This is a genomic window from Microbacterium sp. NPDC007973, assembly GCF_042958465.1.
Classification (GTDB): domain Bacteria; phylum Actinomycetota; class Actinomycetes; order Actinomycetales; family Microbacteriaceae; genus Microbacterium; species Microbacterium galbum.
In genome coordinates, this window is sequence record NZ_JBIBJJ010000001.1 from 613,053 (window position 1) to 633,091 (window position 20,039).

The following is a 20,039-nucleotide window of genomic DNA, read 5'->3' on the forward strand; positions in this document are numbered from 1 at the left end:
CTCGCGTGTTTCGCCGGAAGTCGTCGCGTCGATGCCCGCGGAAGCGACAGACCCTGTCGACTCACGCAGGGGCGGGCGGATGACGTGGCCCGGGGGACGCCGAGGCCTCGGCATCCCTTCAGTAGGCTCGACGGGTGACCGAGACGCACGCCGACCCGCGACCGCTGCCCGCGGTGCGCGGCGACGACCCGTCACTGCGCAACAGGTTCGAAGCGGCGCAGGTCGCCGTGCGGGAGCGGCTCGATCAGCCGATCGCGCGCGCGGCGAAGATCGCGCAGTGGTTCCCGATCCGGGTGTGGCGGCACTTCCTCCAGCACAACGGCTTCCTGCTCGCCGCGGGGATGAGCTACCAGGGGTTGTTCGCCGTCTTCTCGGCTCTGTACCTCGCATTCGCAGGGGTCGGGATCTGGTTGGGCGGAAGCAAAGCCGCGATCGACGGTCTCATCCGCATCATCAACAGCTACATCCCGGGGCTGATCAGCGAGAACGGTCTCGTCGACCGCGATCAGGTCGAGTTGGCCGCTCAGGACAGCGGGCGTCTCCTGACCATCACCGGGATCGTCGCCGTCGTCGTCGTGGTGTGGACGGCCATCGGCTTCGTCACGTTCACGCGACGCGCGGTGCGCGACACGTTCGGCCTGCCCTTCGACATGCGCAACTACGTGATGCTCAAAGCCCGCGATTTCGTCGCCTCGGTGCTCTTCGGGATATCCCTGCTCATCGGAGCGCTGCTCGGCTCCATCACCACGGGTGCCGTGGATCTGGTGTTCGGGCTGATCGGCTGGGACAAGGAGACCCTCGGGTGGTCGGTCGGGGCCCGGCTGATCTCGCTGATCGTGGCCTTCGGGATCAACACCGTCGCCCTCGCCGCGCTGTTCCGCTTTCTCACCGGGACGACCCTCAGCTGGCGGCGGACCTGGCCGGGTGCGATCGTCGGGGCGACGGGCATGGTCGTCCTCCAGATCGGAGCGGGCTTCCTCTTCGTCTACACCCCGTCGAATCCGCTCCTGTCGACGTTCACGGTGCTCATCGGCTTCCTGCTGTGGTTCCGGTTCATCGGCATCGTGATCCTCGTGTCGGCCGCCTGGATCGCCGTCGCCGCGGGTGATCGCGACGTCCCCCTGCGCTCCCCCGAGGACCGCCGGGCGATGGAGCAGGCGGCGCTCGTCATCGCCGCGCAGGTGGGGGTGCGCGAGGCCGAGAAGGCGCTCTCCCTGTCGCGCTGGCCGTGGCGATGGCGCGCACGTCGGCGCCTCGCGGCGGCGGAGAAGGTGCTCGCCCGTGCCGAGGCGGACGTGCCCGCGCCGCGGCGCACCTCGCTCATCCTCGACTGAGGGCCTGCGTGGTCGCGCGGTGCTGTCCAGCCCGGGGCGATGTCGGAGGTCGCGGTTAGGCTCGTCGGGTGGCTCGTTCCGTGCGTATCGTCTCCGTCAACGTCAATGGCATCCGTGCCGCCGTCCGCAAGGGCATGGTCGAGTGGCTCGACGCCTCCGGCGCCGACATCGTCACCCTGCAAGAGGTCCGCGCCTCCGCCGAGCAACTCGCCGAGGCTCTTCCCGGCTGGGAGATCGTCAACGACGAGGCGCTCGCGAAGGGGCGCGCCGGCGTCGCGATCATCAGCCGCCTCCCCGGCGTCGAGACCCGCACGCACCTCGGTCCCGAGCCGCTCGACGCGTCGGGCCGCTGGATCGAGACCGACTTCGACATCGACGGCGAGACCCTCACCATCGTCAGCGCCTACGTGCACAGCGGCGAGGTCGACACCCCGAAGCAAGACGCCAAGTGGTTGTTCCTGGATGCCATGGAGCAGCGTCTCGCGGCGCTGAAGGCCGAGCGCGAACTGGCTCTCGTCACCGGCGACCTGAATGTCGGCCACCGCGAGCTCGACATCAAGAACTGGCGGGGCAACCGGAAGAACGCCGGATTCCTCCCGCGCGAGCGCGCGTACTTCGATCGGTTCTTCGGCCCCGCGGGCGAGCAGGTCGAGGGCGTCGACGGATCGACCGGCACGGGCCTGGGGTGGATTGACGTCGGCCGCCGCGTCATGGGGGAGGTCGATGGCCCCTACACGTTCTGGTCGATGCGCGGGAAGGCGTTCGACACCGACAGCGGCTGGCGCATCGATTACCACGTCGCCACCCCTGCGCTCGCCGAGCGGGTCACGGCGTACCGCGTCGACCGCGCGCCGTCGTACGACACGCGGTGGAGCGACCACTCCCCCGTGGTCGTGGACTACACGCTCGGGCGCTGAGGCGACGACCACCGCCGCGCGGCGCGCCGCCTAGGATCGTACGGTGACCACCGAGCGCCTCTACTCCGGAATGCAGCCCTCCGCCGACAGCCTCCAGATCGGCAACTACATCGGGGCCCTGCTGCAGTGGCGCGACCTGCAGGACGAGTACGACGCGTTCTTCTCCGTCGTCGACCTGCACGCCCTCACCCAGCCCGGCGACCCCGCCGAGCGTCGGGAGAAGACCCGCCGCACCGCCGCCCAGTACATCGCCGCGGGCATCGAGCCCTCCCGCTCGACGCTGTACGTGCAGTCGCACGTGCCCGCCCACGCGGAGCTGCAGTGGGTGCTCTCGACGCTCACCGGCTTCGGCGAGGCCGGGCGCATGACGCAGTTCAAGGACAAGTCGGCGCGCTACGGCACGGATGCCACCAACGTCGGCCTCTTCACCTATCCGGTGCTGATGGCCGCCGACATCCTGCTCTACCAGACCGACGTCGTGCCCGTCGGCGACGACCAGAAGCAGCACATCGAGCTCACGCGCGACCTCGCCGAGCGCTTCAACCAGCGCTTCGGCGAGACGTTCACGGTGCCCAAGCCGGTGATCCGGCGCGAGACGGCGCGCATCTACGACCTGCAGAACCCGACGTCGAAGATGTCGAAGTCCGCCGAGTCCGACGCGGGCGTGCTGTGGCTGCTCGACGACCCCAAGGTCAGCGCGAAGAAGATCATGCGCGCCGTCACCGACTCCGAGGGTGCGGTGCGCTTCGACCGCGACGAGAAGCCGGGCGTCTCGAATCTGCTCGTGATCTACTCGGCTCTGACCGGCCGCGAGATCACCGCGATCGAGGACGAGTACGCCGGCCGCGGGTACGGCGACTTCAAGAAGGGCCTGGCCGAGGTGGTCGTGAACGAGTTCGAGCCGGTTCGCACGCGCGCCCTCGAGCTGCTCGACGACCCCGCCGAGCTCGACCGCGTGCTGGCCGTCAACGCCGGGAAGGCGGCATCCGTCGCCGAGAAGACCCTCTCCGACGTGTACGACCGCATCGGCCTGCTCCGCCGCGGCTGATCCGTTCCGTTCGACGCCCGTGCGACTCTCCGCGAGTCGTGCGGGCGTCGTGGTTCCGCGCGGGTGCTGCCGACCCGGGCGAGCTGTCGCACGACGACGCCCCCCGCCGCGGCCGTGGCCGGCGCTCGGCGAGGGCGCAAGGCCCGGCCCCGATGTCGGAGGTGCGTGGCAGCATGGGCGCATGCCGGAGATGCCTGAGGTCGAGGGACTCGTCGAGTTCCTGGGGGGTCGCATCACGAGGCTGCGCATCGACAAGGCCACCGTGTCGGCGATCAACGCGCTGAAGACGTTCGACCCGCCGCTGTCGGCGCTCGTGGGCTCCGCGGTGATCGACGCCCGGCGGCACGGCAAGTTCGTCGACCTCACGACCGATGCCGGCATCCACCTCGTCTTCCATCTCGCCAAGGCGGGATGGCTGCGGTGGTACGACACGCTTCCGGCGACGATCATCAAGCCCGGCAAGACCCCGATCGCCCTGCGCGTCGGCTTCGACGACGGGTCGGGCTTCGACCTCACCGAGGCGGGCACGAAGAAGTCGCTGGCCGTGTACGCGGTCCGCTCCCCCGACGAGGTCCCGGGTATCGCCCGTCTCGGCCCCGACCCGCTGAGCGAAGGCTTCGACCGCCAGGCCTTCGGCGCGCTCCTCGTCGGCCGCCGCACGCAGATCAAGGGCGTGCTGCGCGACCAGTCGATCATCGCGGGCATCGGCAACGCGTACTCCGACGAGATCCTGCACGCGGCGAAGATGTCGCCCTACGCGCTCGCGGCGACCCTCGCGGACGACGAGGTGGATCGCCTCTTCGCCGCGATGACGACGACGCTCACAGAAGCGGTCGAGGCCGCGCGCGGCAAGCCGCCGGCCGAATTGAAGGATGCCAAGCGGCGGGGCATGCGCGTGCACGGGCGGCGCGGCGAGGCGTGCCCCGTGTGCGGCGACGAGGTGCGCAGCGTCTTCTTCGCCGACAACTCGCTCGAGTACTGCCCAACCTGTCAGACCGGCGGCAAACTGCTCGCCGACCGGCGGTTGTCGCGCCTGCTGAAGTGAGACCGCGGCGCGAGTGCCGCCTACCGGAGCGCACCCGCGGGCGCGATGCCACTCCGGGGCTTTCACGACGCTGCCCGCGCGCGCAACGCCGGTGCCACCGCGATCGAGGTCCGCGCATCCGCCCTGTCATCGCCGCGTGGATACCAGAAAACGTCATCAGAAGTCGGGGAATGAAACCGTAAACGCCGCGTTGACTACACTTCGAAGAGCAAACAACGTGCTCCGGGGTCGGTGAGAATCCGAACCGGCGGTGACAGTCCGCGAACCCTTCCGCCCATGGCGGTGGGGCCGATCCGGTGGAATTCCGGGACCGACGGTGATGCGGGGGTCTCCCCTCGCTAGTCCGGATAGGAGGCAGCACGGACGGCGCGTCGCGCCTTCCCGCTGGCCCTGCCCCGACGGCGCGGGAAGGACAGGGAAATGGCATCCGCCGTCGAGATCGACGCCATGCGGCGAGCGCTTCAGCTCGCCCGGCGCGGCCCGCGCGGGCTCAACCCGCAGGTGGGTGCCGTCATCCTCTCCCCCGCCGGCGAGATCCTCGCGGAAGGCTTCCATCGCGGCGCCGGCACGGCGCACGCCGAAGTCGACGCCCTCTCCCAGCTCGCGCCCGGCGCCGCCCGCGGCGCCACCGCCGTCGTGACCCTCGAACCGTGCAATCACACGGGTCGCACGGGGCCGTGCGCCCTCGCTCTCATCGAGGCGGGCGTCTCTCGCGTGGTGTACGCGCTCGACGACCCGACCGATGCCGCGTCCGGAGGAGCCGACCGGCTGCGTACGGCCGGCGTGGACGTCGAGTCGGGACCCGAGGCGGATGCCGCCGAGGCGCTCGTGCGCGACTGGACCCACCTGCAGCGCACCGGCCGCCCGCGCGTCACGGTCAAGTGGGCGCAGAGCCTCGACGGCCGCGCCGCGGCCGACGACGGTACGAGCCAGTGGATCACCGGGCCCGCCGCCCGCCGCGACGTGCACGCCCGCCGCGCGGCGGCCGACGCGATCGTCGCCGGAACCGGCACCGTGCGCACCGACGACCCCGCCCTGACCGCCCGGGACGACGACGGTTCGCTCCTCGCGGATCAGCCGATGCCGGTCATCATCGGTGAGAGCGAGACGGATCCGGATGCCGCCGTGCGCCGCCATCCGCGAGACCCCTTGTTCTACACGACGCACGATCTGCACGCGGTGCTCGCCGATCTCGCCGAGCGGGGCGTGCAGCGCGTCTTCGTCGAGGGCGGACCGACCCTCGCGAGCGCGTTCGTGCGCGAGGGTCTCGCCGATGAGCTGCTCGTCTACGTCGCCCCCGTGCTGCTCGGCGGCTCGCGCCTGGCGCTGGGCGATGTGGGAGTGCCGAGCATCGGCGCGGCCAAACGGCTGATGGTGGCATCCGTCACCCCCGTCGGCGACGATCTGCTCATCGTCGCCCGCCCGGCCGAGGCCGGACCCCGAAGCCCCGAGACTGTGCCCGCGGCCGCGGGCGAGAACGAAGGAGACGCCTGATGTTCACCGGAATCGTCGAAGAGATCGGCGCCGTCACCGCCGTCGAGCCGTCGGGCGACGGCGTGCGTCTGACCCTGCGCGCCCCCCTGTCGGTGTCGGACGCCGGTCACGGCGACTCGATCTCGGTCAGCGGCGTGTGCCTCACCGTCGTCGACCAGGGCGACGACTGGTTCACCGCCGATGTGATGAAGCAGACCCTCGACATGTCGACCCTCGCCGATGTGGCCCCCGGTCGCGCCGTGAACCTCGAGCGGGCCACCGCCGCCCACGGTCGCCTGGGCGGGCACATCGTGCAGGGCCACATCGACGGCACGGGCGTCGTGCGAGAGGTGCGACCCGGCGCGCAGTGGAGCGTCGTACGCATCGGCATCCCGGCCCCCCTCGCCCCGCTCGTCGTCGACAAGGGCTCGATCGCGATCGACGGCGTCTCGCTGACCGTCAGCGCCGTGAGCGCGGCCTCCGAGCCCGAGCCGTGGCTGGAGGTCTCGCTCATCCCCGAGACCCTCGAGGCCACGACCCTCGGACGCGCCGGGGCCGGAACGCCCGTCAACCTCGAGACCGACATCCTGGCCCGTCATGTGCAGCGCATGCTCGCCTTCCGCACGACAGAGAACCCCGCGGCGACCGCCGCACAGACCGAGAGGGGCTCCGAATGAGCCTGTCCACCATCCCCGAGGCCCTGGAGGCTCTCCGTCAGGGCCGACCGATCCTGGTCGCCGACGACGAGAACCGCGAGAACGAGGGCGACGTCATCATCTCGGCCCAGCTCGCGACCCCCGAGTGGCTCGCCTGGACCGTCCGCTGGTCGAGCGGCTACGTCTGCGCGCCCATGCCCGCCGAGTGGGCCGACCGCCTCGACCTGCCCCCGATGGTCGAGGTCAACCAGGACGCCCGCGGCACCGCCTACACGGTCAGCGTCGACGCGGCATCCGGGGTCACCACCGGCATCAGCGCCGCCGACCGCGCGCGCACCCTGAACGTGCTGGCCGCACCCGACTCGCAGCCGTCGAGCCTGATCCGGCCCGGACACGTGCTCCCCCTGCGCGCGGTGGACGGCGGCGTGCGCGAGCGCGCGGGGCACACGGAGGCCGCCGTCGATCTCATGCGCCTCGCGGGGCTCGAGCCCGTCGGTGCGATCGCCGAGGTCGTCGCCGAGGACGGCAGCATGATGCGCCTGCCCGGACTGTTCGAGCTCGGCGAGCGCGACGGCATCCCGGTCATCACGATCGAGCAGCTCATCGCCCACCTGAACGAGACCGACCCGCTGCCCGCCACGGCGGCGCCGAGGCGTCGCGTGAGCCTGCGCGCCGAATCCAATGTGCCCACCTCGCACGGCACGTTCCGCTTCCTCGCGTACAAGGACCGCGTCACCGGCACCGACCACCTGGCTGTCGTCTCGGGCGACCTGACGGAAGAGGCGCCCCTCGTGCGCGTGCACTCGGAGTGCCTGACCGGCGAGGCGTTCGGCTCGCTGAAGTGCGAGTGCGGACCGCAACTCGAGGCGGCACTCGACACGATCGATCGCGACGGCGGCATCGTCATCTACATGCGCGGTCACGAGGGTCGCGGCATCGGCCTCATCAACAAGCTGCGCGCGTACAACCTGCAGGAGCGCGGCATGGATACGGTGGATGCCAACCTCGCCCTGGGCCTCCCCGCCGACGCGCGCGACTACGCCGCCGCCGCCGGCATCCTGACCGACCTCGGCGTCGAGAAGGTGCGCCTGCTGACGAACAACACCGACAAGGTCGCACAGCTGCGCGGCTTCGGCCTCGACGTCGTCGAGCAGGTCCCCCTGCTCGTGGGCGTCGGCCCCAACAACCACCAGTACCTCGAGACGAAGCGCGACCGGATGGGTCACATCATCGCCGAGGACGACCTGCGCGACGCCCTCGCGCACATGAAGGAAGAGAGCGCCTGATGGCCGGCAGTGGAGCACCCGAGACCGGCGGCGTCGACGCGTCGGGACTGAACGTCGTCGTCATCGCCGGCGCCTGGCACGAGATCATCACGAACGGCCTCATCGCCGGAGCGGAGCGCGTGCTGGATGCCACCGGCGCGACCTACCGCGTCGTGCGCGTGCCGGGGTCGTTCGAGCTGCCCGTGGCCGCCAAGGCGGCCCTCGACGCCGGGGCGGATGCCGTGGTCGCGCTGGGCGTGATCATCCGCGGCGGGACCCCGCACTTCGATTTCGTCTCGTCGGCCGCGACCGACGGGCTGACGCGCGTCGCGCTCGACACGGGCAAGCCCGTCGGTTTCGGCGTGCTCACCCTCGACGACGAGCAGCAGGGGCTGGATCGCGCGGGGCTCGAGGGCTCCAAGGAGGACAAGGGCGAGGAGGCCGCGGATGCGGCGATCCGCACCGCCCTCGTGCTGCGGGAGCTGCGCGGCTGAGACGGTCGGATCACGGGCCCGGCGACCAACTGCGGTCGCCGGGCCCGTTCTCGTTCGCGAGGCTCACGGGCCACGCGCAGGGCTCGGTCAGGACCGCGCGCGGGGGGAGGACCGCCTTGCTGGCGGCGCACCCGCGCCGTCCCTACCCTGACGGGTATGGAGATCCTGCGGAACGTCGTCGTCCTCGTCCACCTCGTCGGCTTCGCGATCCTCTTCGGGGCCTGGGTCGTCGAGGCGGTCTCCCGCCGCGTGCGCGTGACGCCGCTGATGAACTACGCGCTCGTGATCTCCCTCGTCACGGGCCTCGCCCTGTCGGCGCCGTGGGGCCTGGACCACGACCTCAATTACGCCAAGATCGGCATCAAGCTCGTCGTCCTGCTCGTGATCGGCGCGCTGCTGGGCATCGGGTCCGCACGTCAGAAGCGCACGGGCTCGCTCTCCCCCGCGATCTTCTGGCCCATCGGCATCCTGGCTCTGCTCAACGCGGGCCTCGCGGTCATCTGGCGCTGACGACTGCCGCGGTCTCGCGCGACCTGCCTGAGGGACGGGGCACGTTCAGCGCGCGCATAGACTGGAGGGTCTAGACGCCCCTCACTAGGGGACGTCGCCGGTGCCCCCGCCCGCGCGCTCTCTCACCACCACCCCCGTGACCGCTGCGTGCCACCGCTGCGCCCCACCCCGGACGCGAACGAAGAATCTTCCCGTCAGGCAGTCATGACCACGTCATCCCCCTCCACCCGTTCGGCCTCGGCCCCGGCCAATCCGCGTTCGCGCGTCATCACCGCGAGCCTCATCGGCACCACGATCGAGTTCTACGACTTCTACGCGTACGCGACCGCGGCCGTGCTCGTCTTCCCGATCCTCTTCTTCCCGACCGGCAACGAGACCACCTCGCTGCTGCTGTCGTTCAGCGTCTTCGGCGCCGCCATGGTCGCGCGTCCCCTCGGTGCCGTCGTCTTCGGCCACTTCGGCGACCGCTTCGGCCGCAAGGCGACCCTCGTGGCATCCCTGCTGACGATGGGCGTCGCGACCTTCCTCATCGGTCTGCTGCCGACCTTCAACGAGATCGGTGTGTGGGCGGCGATCCTGCTGCTGATCATGCGTCTCGCGCAGGGCTTCGCCCTCGGCGGCGAGTGGTCGGGCGCGGCGCTCGTGGCGACCGAGAACGCCCCGAAGGGCAAGCGCGCCCTGTTCGGCACGTTCCCGCAGTTGGGCGCCCCCATCGGCTTCATCATCGCCAACGGCATCTTCCTCATCATCAACTTCGCCCTGCCGCACCCCGACGGCACGGCGCAGCGCTCCGCGGAGTTCCTCGCGTGGGGCTGGCGCGTGCCGTTCCTCTTCTCGGCCGTCATGGTCATCGTGGGCCTGTGGGTGCGCCTCAAGCTCGTCGAGAGCGAGTCGTTCTCGAAGGCGGAGAAGAGCGGCGTGATCCGCAAATTCCCGCTCGGCGAGGTCATCCGCCGCAACTGGAAGCAGTTGATCCTCGGCACGTTCATCATGCTGGCGACCTACGTGCTCTTCTACCTCATGACCAGCTTCACGCTGTCATACGGCACCAAGCCGACCGCCGAGGGCGCGGCGGCCGCCGCGGAGAAGGCCGGAACCGCCTTCGACGCCGCCGCCTACGTTCCGGGCCTGGGCTTCGGCTACACCGACTTCGTCATCATGCAGATCATCGGCGTGGTGTTCTTCGGCGTCTTCACGATGCTGTCCGGGCCGCTCGCCGACCGCTTCGGTCGCAAGCGCCTGCTCATCGTGGTGACCGCGGCGATCATCGTGTTCGGTCTGACCTTCGCGTTCTTCCTGCTCCCGCAGGCCGACGCGACGCTGACCCACGTGTACGTGCAGGCGTTCCTCATCATCGGGTTCCTGCTCATGGGCTCGACGTTCGGCCCCATGGGTGCCGTGCTGCCCGAGCTGTTCCCCACGAACACGCGCTACACGGGTTCGGCCATCTCGTACAACGTCTCGTCGATCCTGGGCGCGGCGCTCGCACCCATCGTCGCCGTCGCGCTGTGGGCCGCCGGTGACGGCAACCCCTGGCTGGTGGGCGTCTACCTGTCGGCGATGGGTGTGCTGACCCTCGTCGCCCTCGTGCTCTCGCCCGAGACGAAGGACGTCGACTACGACGACAACATCGCCGCCGGAGCGACCGCACCGTAACGCGGAGTTCTCGACGACGGATGCCACGGGGCCTCGGCCTCGTGGCATCCGTCGTTCCCGGCGCGGGACTCCTGCTCATCCGGCACCGATGGGTCGCGACGGGCCGGAGGGGTCGCCTTCGCCGGAGGTGTGCGCCGAAGGACTGTTCCGCCGCGATGAGTTCTCCGCCTCGTCGACGCGGACGGGCGCAGCACTCCTCCCCACCCGGGGCCCCCACCGAGTTCTCCCCCATCACGCCTCGCGGGGGCGAAGCGCACAGCCGCGGAAGGTACGGTCGAAGTATCCCGATCCCTTTCCCGAGGATGAGCATGTCTTCACCCGCTCTCGCGCGCGGTCGGCGCGGCCGCCGCACCCCCGAAGGTCCGCGCGCGTCGTTCCGTCAGCTGCTGCCATTCCTGCTCGAGCACAAGCGCACGCTCGCCGTGGTCGCGGTCCTCAGCGTCCTCGGGGCGGGGGCGACGCTCGCCCAGCCGCTGCTGGTCGGTCAGGTCATCACGCGCGTGCAGAACAGCATCCCGCTCGGCGCCCTCGTCTGGCTGCTGGTCGCGTTCGTCGTGCTGTCGTCGGTGATCTCGGGCTTCCAGCACTATCTGCTCCAGCGCACCGGTACCGCGGTGGTGTACTCCTCGCGGCGCCGGCTGATCGCGCGCATCCTGCGCCTGCCCATCAGCGAGTTCGACGCGCGTCGCACGGGCGACCTCGTCTCGCGCGTGGGCACCGACACCACGCTCCTGTACGCCGTGCTGACGCAGGGCTTCGCGGATGCCGTGGGCAACGCGCTGATCCTGCTCGGCGCCGTCATCGCGATGGCGTTCATCGACCCCCTGCTGCTGGTGCTCATCGTCGTGGTCGTCGGGGCGTCGCTCGGCATCGTGGTGCTCCTCAGCACGCGCATCCGCGCGGCATCCGCGATCCAGCAGGAGAAGGTCGGCGAGCTGTCGTCCGGTGTCGAGCGCGCGGTCGGGTCGATCCGCACCATCCGCGCATCCGGCGCGACCGAGCGTGAGACCACCGCCGTGACGGAGAGCGCGACCGCCGCCTACGACGCGGGAGTGCGCATCGCCCGCGTGTCGGCGCTGATCGTGCCGATCGCCTTCGTCGCCCTGCAGGTGTCGTTGCTCGTCGTGCTCGGTGTCGGCGGGTACCGCGTGGCATCCGGGGCCATCGACGTCGCCTCGCTGGTGACGTTCGTGATCTTCCTGTTCCTGCTCGTGCAGCCGCTCGCCTCGGCGATCGGAGCCATCACGTCGGTGAACCAGGCCCTCGGCGCGCTGGGGCGTATCCAGGAGGTGCTCGACCTTCCGCTCGAAGACGACGGCGATCGACCGACGTCGGCGGCGACGGTTCCGGATGCCGCGGCGATCGCGTTCCGCGACGTGCGGTTCCGCTATCCCGACCACGTCGTCCGGGCGCGGGAGGCGGCGGCGAAGGAGGCCCGATCGGTGCTCGCCGAGGTGCACCTGGACGCCGCCCCGAGCGATGCGCCGGCCCCCGAGACCGACCGCGACGTGCTGCGCGGAGTGTCGTTCACCGTGCCGCGCGGCGCGCGCGTCGCTCTGGTCGGGCCGTCGGGGGCGGGCAAGAGCACGATCCTCTCGCTCGTCGAGCGCTTCTACGACCCCACGGACGGGGCGATCCTCGTCGACGGCATCGACGCCCGCGACCTTCCGCGCGACGACCTGCGCGGCCGCTTCGGCTACGTCGAGCAGGACGCCCCGACCCTGGCCGGAACGATCGCCGACAACCTGCGTCTGGCCTCTCCCGACGCGACCGACGCCGACTGCGAGCGCGTGCTGCACGCCGTGAACCTCGGCGAGGTGCTCGAGCGCAACCCGCTCGGCGTCGACGCCCCCGTCGGCGAAGACGGCGTGATGCTGTCGGGCGGAGAACGTCAGCGCCTCGCGATCGCCCGTGCGCTGCTCGCCGCTCCCCCGGTCCTGCTGCTGGACGAGTCGACGTCGTCACTCGACGGCGTGAACGAACAGCGTATGCGCGAGGCGATCGACGCCGTGGCCACCGGGCGCACGCTGCTCGTCATCGCGCACCGCCTGTCGACGGTCGTGGACAGCGACCTCATCGTGGTGCTCGAGAACGGCCGCGTCGTCGGCCAGGGCACGCACAGCGAGCTGGTGGCATCCACTCCCCTGTACCGCGACCTGGCGAAGCACCAGCTGCTCGTGTGAGCAGCGGCGTGGGGCCGCGGCTCCCTCGAACGCACCGACGCCCCTCCCGCGCGCCAAGAACGGGAGGGGCGTCGATTCCAGGGCTCGCCCCGCGGCGCGGCACGGGTCAGGACCGTGCGGCGCGGCGGGCGAGCCGGTCTCAGGAGCGCTGCAGGCGGTAGCGCAGCGACGCGAGCTCGGCACGCAGCGCGGCCGGCAGGTGCGCGCCGAAGGTGTCGTAGAACTCCTCGGTCAGCTCGGCTTCCGCCAGCCACGAGTCGCGGTCGATCGCGAACAGTTCGGCGAGGTCGGCGGCGGGCAGGTCCAGGCCCGACAAGTCGAGGTCTTCGGTGCGGGGCAGGCGTCCGATCGGGCTGTCCACGGCATCCACCTGTCCGTCGACGCGACGGATGATCCAGTCGATCACGCGGGCATTGTCGCCGAAGCCGGGCCAGAGGAAGCGGCCGTCGTCGCCCTTGCGGAACCAGTTGACCTGGAAGATGCGCGGTGCGCGGTCGAAGCGCAGCTTCTCGCCGACTTTGAGCCAGTGGCCGAAGTAGTCGCCCATGTTGTAGCCGCAGAACGGGAGCATGGCGAACGGGTCGCGGCGGAGCTCCCCGACGGTGCCCTCCTGCGCGGCCGTCTTCTCGCTCGAGACGGTCGAGCCCAGGAAGACGCCGTGCGACCAATCGGTGGCCTCGAGCACGAGCGGGACATTCGTCGCGCGACGACCACCGAACAGGATGACGTCGAGCGGCACGCCCTCGGGGGTCTCCCAGTCCTCCGCGATCTGCGGGCACTGCGCCGCGCCGACGGTGAAGCGCGAGTTGGGGTGGGCGGCGGGGCGGCCCGACGCGGGCGTCCAGGGGTTGCCCTCCCAGTCGATGAGGTGCGGGGGCGCCTCGTCGGTCAGCCCCTCCCACCAGACGTCGCCGTCGGGACGCAGGGCGACGTTCGTGAAGATCGTGTTGCCCCACAGCGTCTCGATCGCGGTGACGTTGGTGGACTCGCCGGTGCCGGGTGCGACACCGAAGAAACCGGCCTCGGGGTTGATCGCCCAGAGGCGTCCGTCCTCACCGGGGCGGATCCATGTGATGTCGTCGCCGAGCGTTTCGACGCGCCACCCCGGGATGGTCGGGCGCAGCATCGCCAGGTTGGTCTTGCCGCAGGCCGAGGGGAATGCGGCCGCGACGTGGTACGCCTTGCCCGTCGGATCGATCACGCGGATGAGCAGCATGTGCTCGGCGAGCCAGCCCTCGTCGCGACCGATGACCGACGCGATGCGCAGGGCGAAGCACTTCTTGGCGAGGATCGCGTTGCCGCCGTATCCCGATCCGAACGACCAGACCTCGAGGGTGTCGGGGAAGTGCACGATGTACTTCTCGTCGTTGCAGGGCCACGCCACATCGGCCTGGCCCGGGGCCAGAGGGGCACCGACCGAGTGCACGGTCTTGACCCACGGCGCGCCCTGGGCGATCTGCTCCGTGACGGCCGTGCCGACGCGGGTCATGACGCCGATGGATGCCACGGCGTAAGCGCTGTCGGTGATCTGCACGCCGATGTGGCTGAGGGGGCCGCCGACGGCGCCCATCGAGAACGGCACCACGTACATCGTGCGACCGCGCATCGAGCCCTCGAAGACGCCATTCAGCGTCTCGCGGATCTCGGCCGGCGCGATCCAGTTGTTGGTGGGGCCGGCGTCCTCTTCGCTCTCGGAGGCGATGTAGGTGCGCGACTCGAGGCGCGCGACGTCGCCGGGGTGCGAGCGGGCGAGGTAGGAGCCGGGGCGCCACTCGGGGTTCAGCTTGATGAGCTTGCCCTCGTCGACCATCTCGCGCAGCAGCGCGTCGTTCTCGGCGGCGGAGCCGTCGACCCAGTGGATGCGGTCGGGCTTCGTGAGGGCCGCGACCTGGTCGACCCACGCGGTGAGGGCGGCGAGGCCGGGACCGTCGACGGCCGGCTTCACGCCGTATCCGGGGCGGGCGGGGGCGGCGGCGACCGCGGCGGCGCGGCCGGTGGAGCGGGAAGCGAAGATGTCGGCGAGAGCCATGTCGTTCTCCTCGGTTGAGAGCGAATTCGGTGTTATCCCCATCTTGACGACCTGGTCGCTGGTCTTTCGAGGAAGATTGCGTGTAAGAAACTCACTTCTTTCGATATGGTCAAGGAATGGCCTCGTCCTTCGAACTCACCACGCTCGGTCACCGCATCCGCCATCATCGACTCGCGCGCGGGTACACCCTCGACGAGCTCGGCGCACTGGTGGGCGTGGCCGGCAGCCAGCTGAGCCTCATCGAGAACGGCAAGCGCGAGCCGAAGCTCTCGCTGCTGCAGGAGATCGCGCGCGCGACCGAGACCGAGGTGACCGAGCTCCTCTCCCGCGAACCTCCGAACCGTCGCGCGGCCCTGGAGATCGAGCTCGAACGGGCGCAGACCAGTCCGTTCTTCCGCCAGCTCGGCATCCCGCCCGTCAAGGTCTCCAAGGGCACCAGCGACGAGACCATCGAGGCGGTCCTCGGCCTGCACCGCGAACTGCTGCGGCGCGAGCGCGCGACGATCGCGAGCCCCGAGGAAGCCCGTCGAGCCAACACCGAGCTGCGCCTGCGGATGCGCGAGACCGCCAATCACCTGCCCGAGATCGAGCGCCTCGCCGAGAAGCAGCTCAAGGCGGCGGGCCACTCGACCGGCGCTCTCACCCACCGCACGGTGAGCATCATGGCCGAGCAACTGGGCTTCGAGCTCATCTACGTCGCCGACCTCCCGCACTCGGCTCGATCGGTCACCGACCTCGAGCACGGCCGCATCTACCTGCCCCCCGCGTCGATTCCGGGCGGCCACGGCCTCCGTTCCATGGCGCTGCAGGCGATGGCGCACCGGCTCCTCGGACACCGTCCTCCCACCGACTACGCCGACTTCCTCCAGCAGCGGCTCGAGATCAACTACTACGCCGCCTGCTGCCTCATGCCCGAGACCAGCGCGGTGGCGTTCCTCGCGCAGGCGAAGAAGGACCGCAACCTCGCGGTCGAGGACTTCCGCGACGCGTTCGGCGTCACCCACGAAGCCGCCGCGATGCGCATGACCAATCTGATGACCACGCACCTCGGCATCCATCTGCACTTCCTGCGCGTCGACGGCGACGGGGCGATCTCGCGCGTGTACGAGAACGACGGACTGCCGCTGCCCGCCGACGTCACGGGCAGCGTCGAGGGCCAGGTCGTGTGCAAGAAGTTCTCGGCGCGCTCCGCATTCGCCGAGCACAACCGCACGACGGAGCATTACCAGTACACCGATACCCCCGCCGGGACCTTCTGGTGCTCGACGCAGACGGGGAGCACCAGCGACGGGGACTTCTCGATCACCGTCGGCGTGCCCTTCGACGACGCGCGGTGGTTCCGCGGTCGCGACACCGCCAAGCGCGGCGTCTCGCACTGCCCCGACGAGTCGTGCTGCCGACGCCCCGACGCCGAGGCCGCGGAGCGCTGGCAGGGCAAGGCCTGGCCGAGCGCGCGCGTGCACCGCCACATGTTCTCACCGCTGCCGCGGGGCATGTTCCCCGGCGTCGACGACGCCGAGGTGTTCGCGTTCCTCGACCGTCACGCGGACGGCTGATCGCCCGCGGAGCGGGCACGAGTCCTGCAGGATCCGCCGGATCGCGGCCGGAGACGGTGCGAACGGACGGCATTGCGGGAGTTGTGCACCGACGACGGCCGAGGAGACCCCGGATGCCGGGACCTCGCGAAGCCGGAGACGCGGCGAACCCGCAGCACACCTCCTGCAGGAGCGGCGGTACCGGGGCGGACTGAGGTCGAACCGACGGATCCGCAGGAGCTGTGCACGGACGACCGCGCGCATGCCACGACCCCGGGCCCTCGCGGGGCACCGGGGTCGTGGCATCGAAACGTGTTAGGCGTAGGGGTTCGCCGTCAGCGTGTACTTCGTCTGCAGGTACTCGTGGATGCCCTCGTCGCCGCCCTCGCGGCCGAGGCCCGACTGCTTCCAGCCGCCGAAGGGAGCGGCGGCGTTGGAGACGACCCCGACGTTGAGGCCCATCATCCCGGTCTCGAGCTTGTCGATCATGCGCTGACCGCGCGCGAGCGATTCGGTGAAGACGTACGAGACGAGACCGTACTCGGTGTCGTTGGCGAGGCGCACGGCGTCGTCCTCGTCGTCGAAGGGGATGATCGCGAGCACCGGCCCGAAGATCTCTTCTCGGAGGATGTCGCTGCCCGGCTTCACGTCGGACACGACGGTCGGCTCGAAGAACGTGCCGGGGCCGTCGATGGGCGAACCGCCGACGGTGACGGTCGCGCCGCGCTCGACGGCATCCCCCACCAGGGTCTTCGCCTTGTCGACGGCGCGGTCGTCGATCAGGGGTCCGATCTGCACGCCGTCCTCGGTGCCGCGGCCGATCTTCATGCCCTGCACGCGCTCGGTGACGCGTCGGGTGAACTCCTCGACGACGCTGCGCTGCACGATGAAGCGGTTGGCCGCGGTGCAGGCCTGGCCGATGTTGCGGAACTTCGCGAGCATCGCCCCCTCGACCGCCTTGTCGAGGTCGGCGTCGTCGAACACGACGAAGGGGGCGTTGCCGCCGAGCTCCATCGAGGTGCGCAGCACGCCGGGGGCCGCCTGCTGCAGCAGCTTCACGCCGACAGGGGTCGAGCCGGTGAACGAGAGCTTGCGCAGGCGGGGGTCGGAGATGATGCGCTCCGACACGGGGCCGGTGTTCGTGGTGGTGACGACGTTCACGACGCCGGCGGGGAGCCCGGCATCCTGCAGGATCTGCGCGAAGAAGAGCGTCGTCAGCGGCGTGAGGGTGGCCGGCTTGATGACGACCGTGCAGCCGGCGGCGAGCGCGGGGGCGATCTTGCGGGTGGCCATCGCGAGGGGGAAGTTCCAGGGGGTGATGAGGTAGCAGGGACCCACGGGGTGCTGCGAGACGATCATGCGACCCGTGCCCTCGGGGTTCGCGCCGTAACGGCCCTGGGTGTGGGCGGTGACCTCGCTGAACCAGCGGAGGAACTCCCCGCCGTAGCCGACCTCGCCGCGCGCCTCGGCGAGCGGCTTGCCCATCTCGAGCGTCATCAGTAGCGCGATGTCCTCCTTGCGCTCCTGCAGCAGGTCGAACGCCCGGCGGAGGATCTCGGCACGCTCACGCGACGGAGTGGCCGCCCACGACGGGAACGCCTCGGCCGCGGCATCCATCGCCGCGACGCCGTCGTCGATGGACGCGTCGGCGATCTCGAGCAGGACGTCACCGGTGGCGGGATCGTTCACCGCCACGGTCTTGCCGGCCTCGGCTGTGCGCCACTCCCCGTTGATCAAGAGGCCGGTGGGTACGGATGCCAGCAGTTCGCTCTCGCGCGAATCGGTCATGAATCCTCCTGGATCGGGGCGGGGTGTCCCGCCCATTCTCGTCAGCCCGCGAAGCGGTGCCGATATACGTCGTGTACAAACCGGATGATGCGGTGGCCTCAGTGGACATGCGGAGGGAGCGGACCGGTGAATACCGCGACACGTGGCCCGAGCGTCTCCTCCCGGGTCGCCCCACGCACGCTGCGCGCGTGAACGCCCCGCACCAGGAGGAACGCCATGTCACCGCGTCTCGCCCTCGGCGGAGCGTTCACAGGGTCAACCCGCCGTCGCCGACTGCGCCATCGCCCCGGCGAGGAAGCGCTCGAGGCCGGCCGGGTCGGTCAGCGGCAGCACGTGCGCCACGTACTGGTCGGGGCGCACGAGCACCACCGCCCCCTCCGCACCGATGCCGCGCTCTGCGAAGATGTCGGCGGTCGTCCAGGCCGACGGCGCGGCGGCGAAGACCTTCTCGAGATCGGTCAGGCCCAGCGGCCCCGAGCGCGGGCGGAAGAGCGCGGGCACGTCGACGACGTCCTCCCATCGGCCGGGGAGCACCGCCTTCACGTCGAACACCGCGTCGAGGTCGGCCCCCGTGGGCGTGAACCGCTCGACGATCTCCTGCGCGGCGTCGGCCCAGGCGCGCAGGGCCGAGCCGTCGGCATCTGCGAAGGCGTACACGCGCCACCGGCCATCGGCCTTCGCGTGATGGCCGAGGTGCACGGCGTTGCCGTCGCACACCCGTACGACCTCGACGCTCTTGAAGCGCTTGCCGACCGGGAATCCGGATGCCAGGTCCTGAGCGGGCGCCTCGGAGGTGATCGCCGAGGGGGCGTACTGCGTCATGAATCCCGAGGGGAACTCGGCCGTGGCCAGGTAGTAGGTCGATAGCTCCGCGGGGTCGGTGATCTCGCCGGGCTTGCGCGCCATGAGCGATGACCACTCGCGATCGAAGTCGATGAGCTGCTGGGCCACCGGGCGCCGCTCATCGTCATATGTGCGCAGCAGGTCGGCGGGAGCCAGGCCGGTCAGCACGTGACCGAGCTTCCAGCCGAGATTGAACCCGTCCTGCATCGACACGTTCATGCCCTGTCCCGCCTTGGCGCTGTGGGTGTGACAGGCATCGCCGGCGAGGAAGACGCGCGGCGCGTCGAGGTCGTCGACGAACCGGTCGGTCACCCGGTGCCCCACCTCGTACACGCTGTGCCACGCGACCTGCTTCACGTCGATCGAGTAGGGGTGCAGGATCTCGTTCGCCCGCCGGATGACCTCTTCGATCGGTGTCTGACGCACGCGGTGGTCGTCGTCGGCCGCGACCTCGCCGAGGTCGATGTACATGCGGCTGAGATAGCCGCCCTCGCGCGGGATGTGCAGGATGTTCCCCGCCGCCGCGTTGATGGCGCACTTGATGCGCCAGTCGGGGAAATCGGTCTCGACGAGCACGTCCATCACTCCCCACGCGTGACGGGCGGCGGCCCCGACGTGGGTGCGGCCGATCGCCTGGCGCACGCCGCTTCGGGCACCGTCGCACCCCACGACGTACCGCGCGCGGATGGTCCGCTCGCCCGCGGCATCCGCCACGCGCACCTCGACGCCGTCGTCGACGACCGTCAGACCGCGGAACTCCACGCCGTAGTCGGGAACGATCCGCGCGGGACCCTGCGCGGCCGCCTCGGCGAAGTAGTCGAGCACGCGCGCCTGGTTGACGATGAGGTGAGGGAACTCGCTGATCTTCAGGCCGTAGTCCTCGGTGCGCGTCGTCCGCACGATGCGGTCGGGATTCTCGGGGTCGGGCGCCCAGAAGTTCATCCAGCCGATGTTGTACGCCTCGGCGGTGATGCGGTCGGCGAAGCCGAAGGCCTGGAAGGTCTCGACGCTGCGGGGTTGGATGCCGTCGGCCTGACCGAGCGCGAGACGACCATCGCGTTTCTCGATGAGGCGCGTGGTGATCTGGGGGAACTGCGACAGCTGCGCCGCGAGCAGCATCCCCGCGGGGCCCGAGCCCACGATGAGCACGTCGACCTCGTCGGGCACCGCCGCGGGGCGGTCGACGCCGGTGCCGGCGGCGTTCTGCACGCGCGGATCGCCCGAGACGTAGCCGTGGTGGTGGAACTGCATCGTTTCTCCTGA

General features: G+C 70.5%; 15 protein-coding genes. 12 read left to right on the forward strand and 3 right to left on the reverse strand.

The annotated features are described in order from the left end of the window. The first annotated feature begins 134 nt into the window (after positions 1–134). The 11 genes from ACFZA2_RS03095 to ACFZA2_RS03145 all read left to right on the forward strand — a co-directional run bounded on the left by ACFZA2_RS03095 (position 135) and on the right by ACFZA2_RS03145 (position 12,581). Complete coding sequence (locus ACFZA2_RS03095) at positions 135–1,334, forward strand: YihY/virulence factor BrkB family protein (RefSeq protein WP_391400451.1); 1,200 nt, start codon at positions 135–137, stop codon at positions 1,332–1,334. Positions 1,335–1,402: 68 nt separating this feature from the next. Then, positions 1,403–2,251 carry an exodeoxyribonuclease III gene (locus ACFZA2_RS03100; protein WP_391400453.1) on the forward strand — a complete coding sequence of 283 codons (849 nt, stop codon included), beginning with the start codon at positions 1,403–1,405 and terminating at the stop codon, positions 2,249–2,251. A 43-nt stretch (positions 2,252–2,294) separates the two neighbouring features. Next, a complete protein-coding gene (gene trpS / locus ACFZA2_RS03105; RefSeq protein ID WP_391400456.1) occupies positions 2,295–3,299 on the forward strand; it encodes a tryptophan--tRNA ligase in 1,005 nt (334 codons plus the stop codon). A 181-nt stretch (positions 3,300–3,480) separates the two neighbouring features. Beyond that, positions 3,481–4,344, forward strand: coding sequence for an Fpg/Nei family DNA glycosylase (locus ACFZA2_RS03110; protein WP_391400459.1), 864 nt, complete (start codon positions 3,481–3,483; stop codon positions 4,342–4,344). A 420-nt stretch (positions 4,345–4,764) separates the two neighbouring features. Continuing rightward, the gene (ribD, locus tag ACFZA2_RS03115) at positions 4,765–5,838 is read left to right on the forward strand and encodes a bifunctional diaminohydroxyphosphoribosylaminopyrimidine deaminase/5-amino-6-(5-phosphoribosylamino)uracil reductase RibD (RefSeq protein ID WP_391400462.1); all 1,074 of its coding nucleotides are present in this window, start codon (positions 4,765–4,767) and stop codon (positions 5,836–5,838) included. Then, on the forward strand, positions 5,838–6,494 hold the full coding sequence (locus tag ACFZA2_RS03120; RefSeq protein WP_391400465.1) for a riboflavin synthase: 657 nt from the start codon (positions 5,838–5,840) through the stop codon (positions 6,492–6,494). The genes ribD and ACFZA2_RS03120 overlap by 1 nt, the downstream gene beginning before the upstream one ends. Further along, a complete protein-coding gene (gene ribA, locus ACFZA2_RS03125; protein ID WP_391400468.1) occupies positions 6,491–7,759 on the forward strand; it encodes a GTP cyclohydrolase II in 1,269 nt (422 codons plus the stop codon). The genes ACFZA2_RS03120 and ribA overlap by 4 nt, the downstream gene beginning before the upstream one ends. Next, positions 7,759–8,232, forward strand: a complete 474-nt coding sequence (gene ribH / locus ACFZA2_RS03130) for a 6,7-dimethyl-8-ribityllumazine synthase (RefSeq protein WP_391400472.1) — start codon at positions 7,759–7,761, stop codon at positions 8,230–8,232. The genes ribA and ribH overlap by 1 nt, the downstream gene beginning before the upstream one ends. 156 nt (positions 8,233–8,388) lie before the next feature. Then, complete coding sequence (locus ACFZA2_RS03135; RefSeq protein WP_391400474.1) at positions 8,389–8,742, forward strand: Fe-S protein; 354 nt, start codon at positions 8,389–8,391, stop codon at positions 8,740–8,742. A 204-nt stretch (positions 8,743–8,946) separates the two neighbouring features. Further along, the gene (locus ACFZA2_RS03140) at positions 8,947–10,398 is read left to right on the forward strand and encodes an MFS transporter (protein WP_391400477.1); all 1,452 of its coding nucleotides are present in this window, start codon (positions 8,947–8,949) and stop codon (positions 10,396–10,398) included. 308 nt (positions 10,399–10,706) lie between these two features. Beyond that, positions 10,707–12,581 carry an ABC transporter ATP-binding protein gene (locus ACFZA2_RS03145; RefSeq protein WP_391400480.1) on the forward strand — a complete coding sequence of 625 codons (1,875 nt, stop codon included), beginning with the start codon at positions 10,707–10,709 and terminating at the stop codon, positions 12,579–12,581. Between the two features lie 139 nt (positions 12,582–12,720). Here ACFZA2_RS03145 and ACFZA2_RS03150 read toward each other — a convergent pair whose 3' ends face one another. Further along, positions 12,721–14,610, reverse strand: coding sequence for a phosphoenolpyruvate carboxykinase (GTP) (locus ACFZA2_RS03150; protein ID WP_391400483.1), 1,890 nt, complete (start codon positions 14,608–14,610; stop codon positions 12,721–12,723). A 116-nt stretch (positions 14,611–14,726) separates the two neighbouring features. Between ACFZA2_RS03150 and ACFZA2_RS03155 the strand changes: the two genes are divergently transcribed. Then, the gene (locus ACFZA2_RS03155; protein WP_391400486.1) at positions 14,727–16,166 is read left to right on the forward strand and encodes a helix-turn-helix domain-containing protein; all 1,440 of its coding nucleotides are present in this window, start codon (positions 14,727–14,729) and stop codon (positions 16,164–16,166) included. Positions 16,167–16,460: 294 nt separating this feature from the next. On the opposite strand, the gene ACFZA2_RS03160 is transcribed toward ACFZA2_RS03155, so the two are convergent. After that, on the reverse strand, positions 16,461–17,933 hold the full coding sequence (locus ACFZA2_RS03160) for an NAD-dependent succinate-semialdehyde dehydrogenase (RefSeq protein ID WP_391400489.1): 1,473 nt from the start codon (positions 17,931–17,933) through the stop codon (positions 16,461–16,463). A 255-nt stretch (positions 17,934–18,188) separates the two neighbouring features. Continuing rightward, positions 18,189–20,027 (reverse strand): FAD-dependent monooxygenase, encoded by a 1,839-nt coding sequence (locus ACFZA2_RS03165; protein WP_391400492.1) that lies wholly within the window; start codon positions 20,025–20,027, stop codon positions 18,189–18,191. Positions 20,028–20,039: the final 12 nt, after the last annotated feature.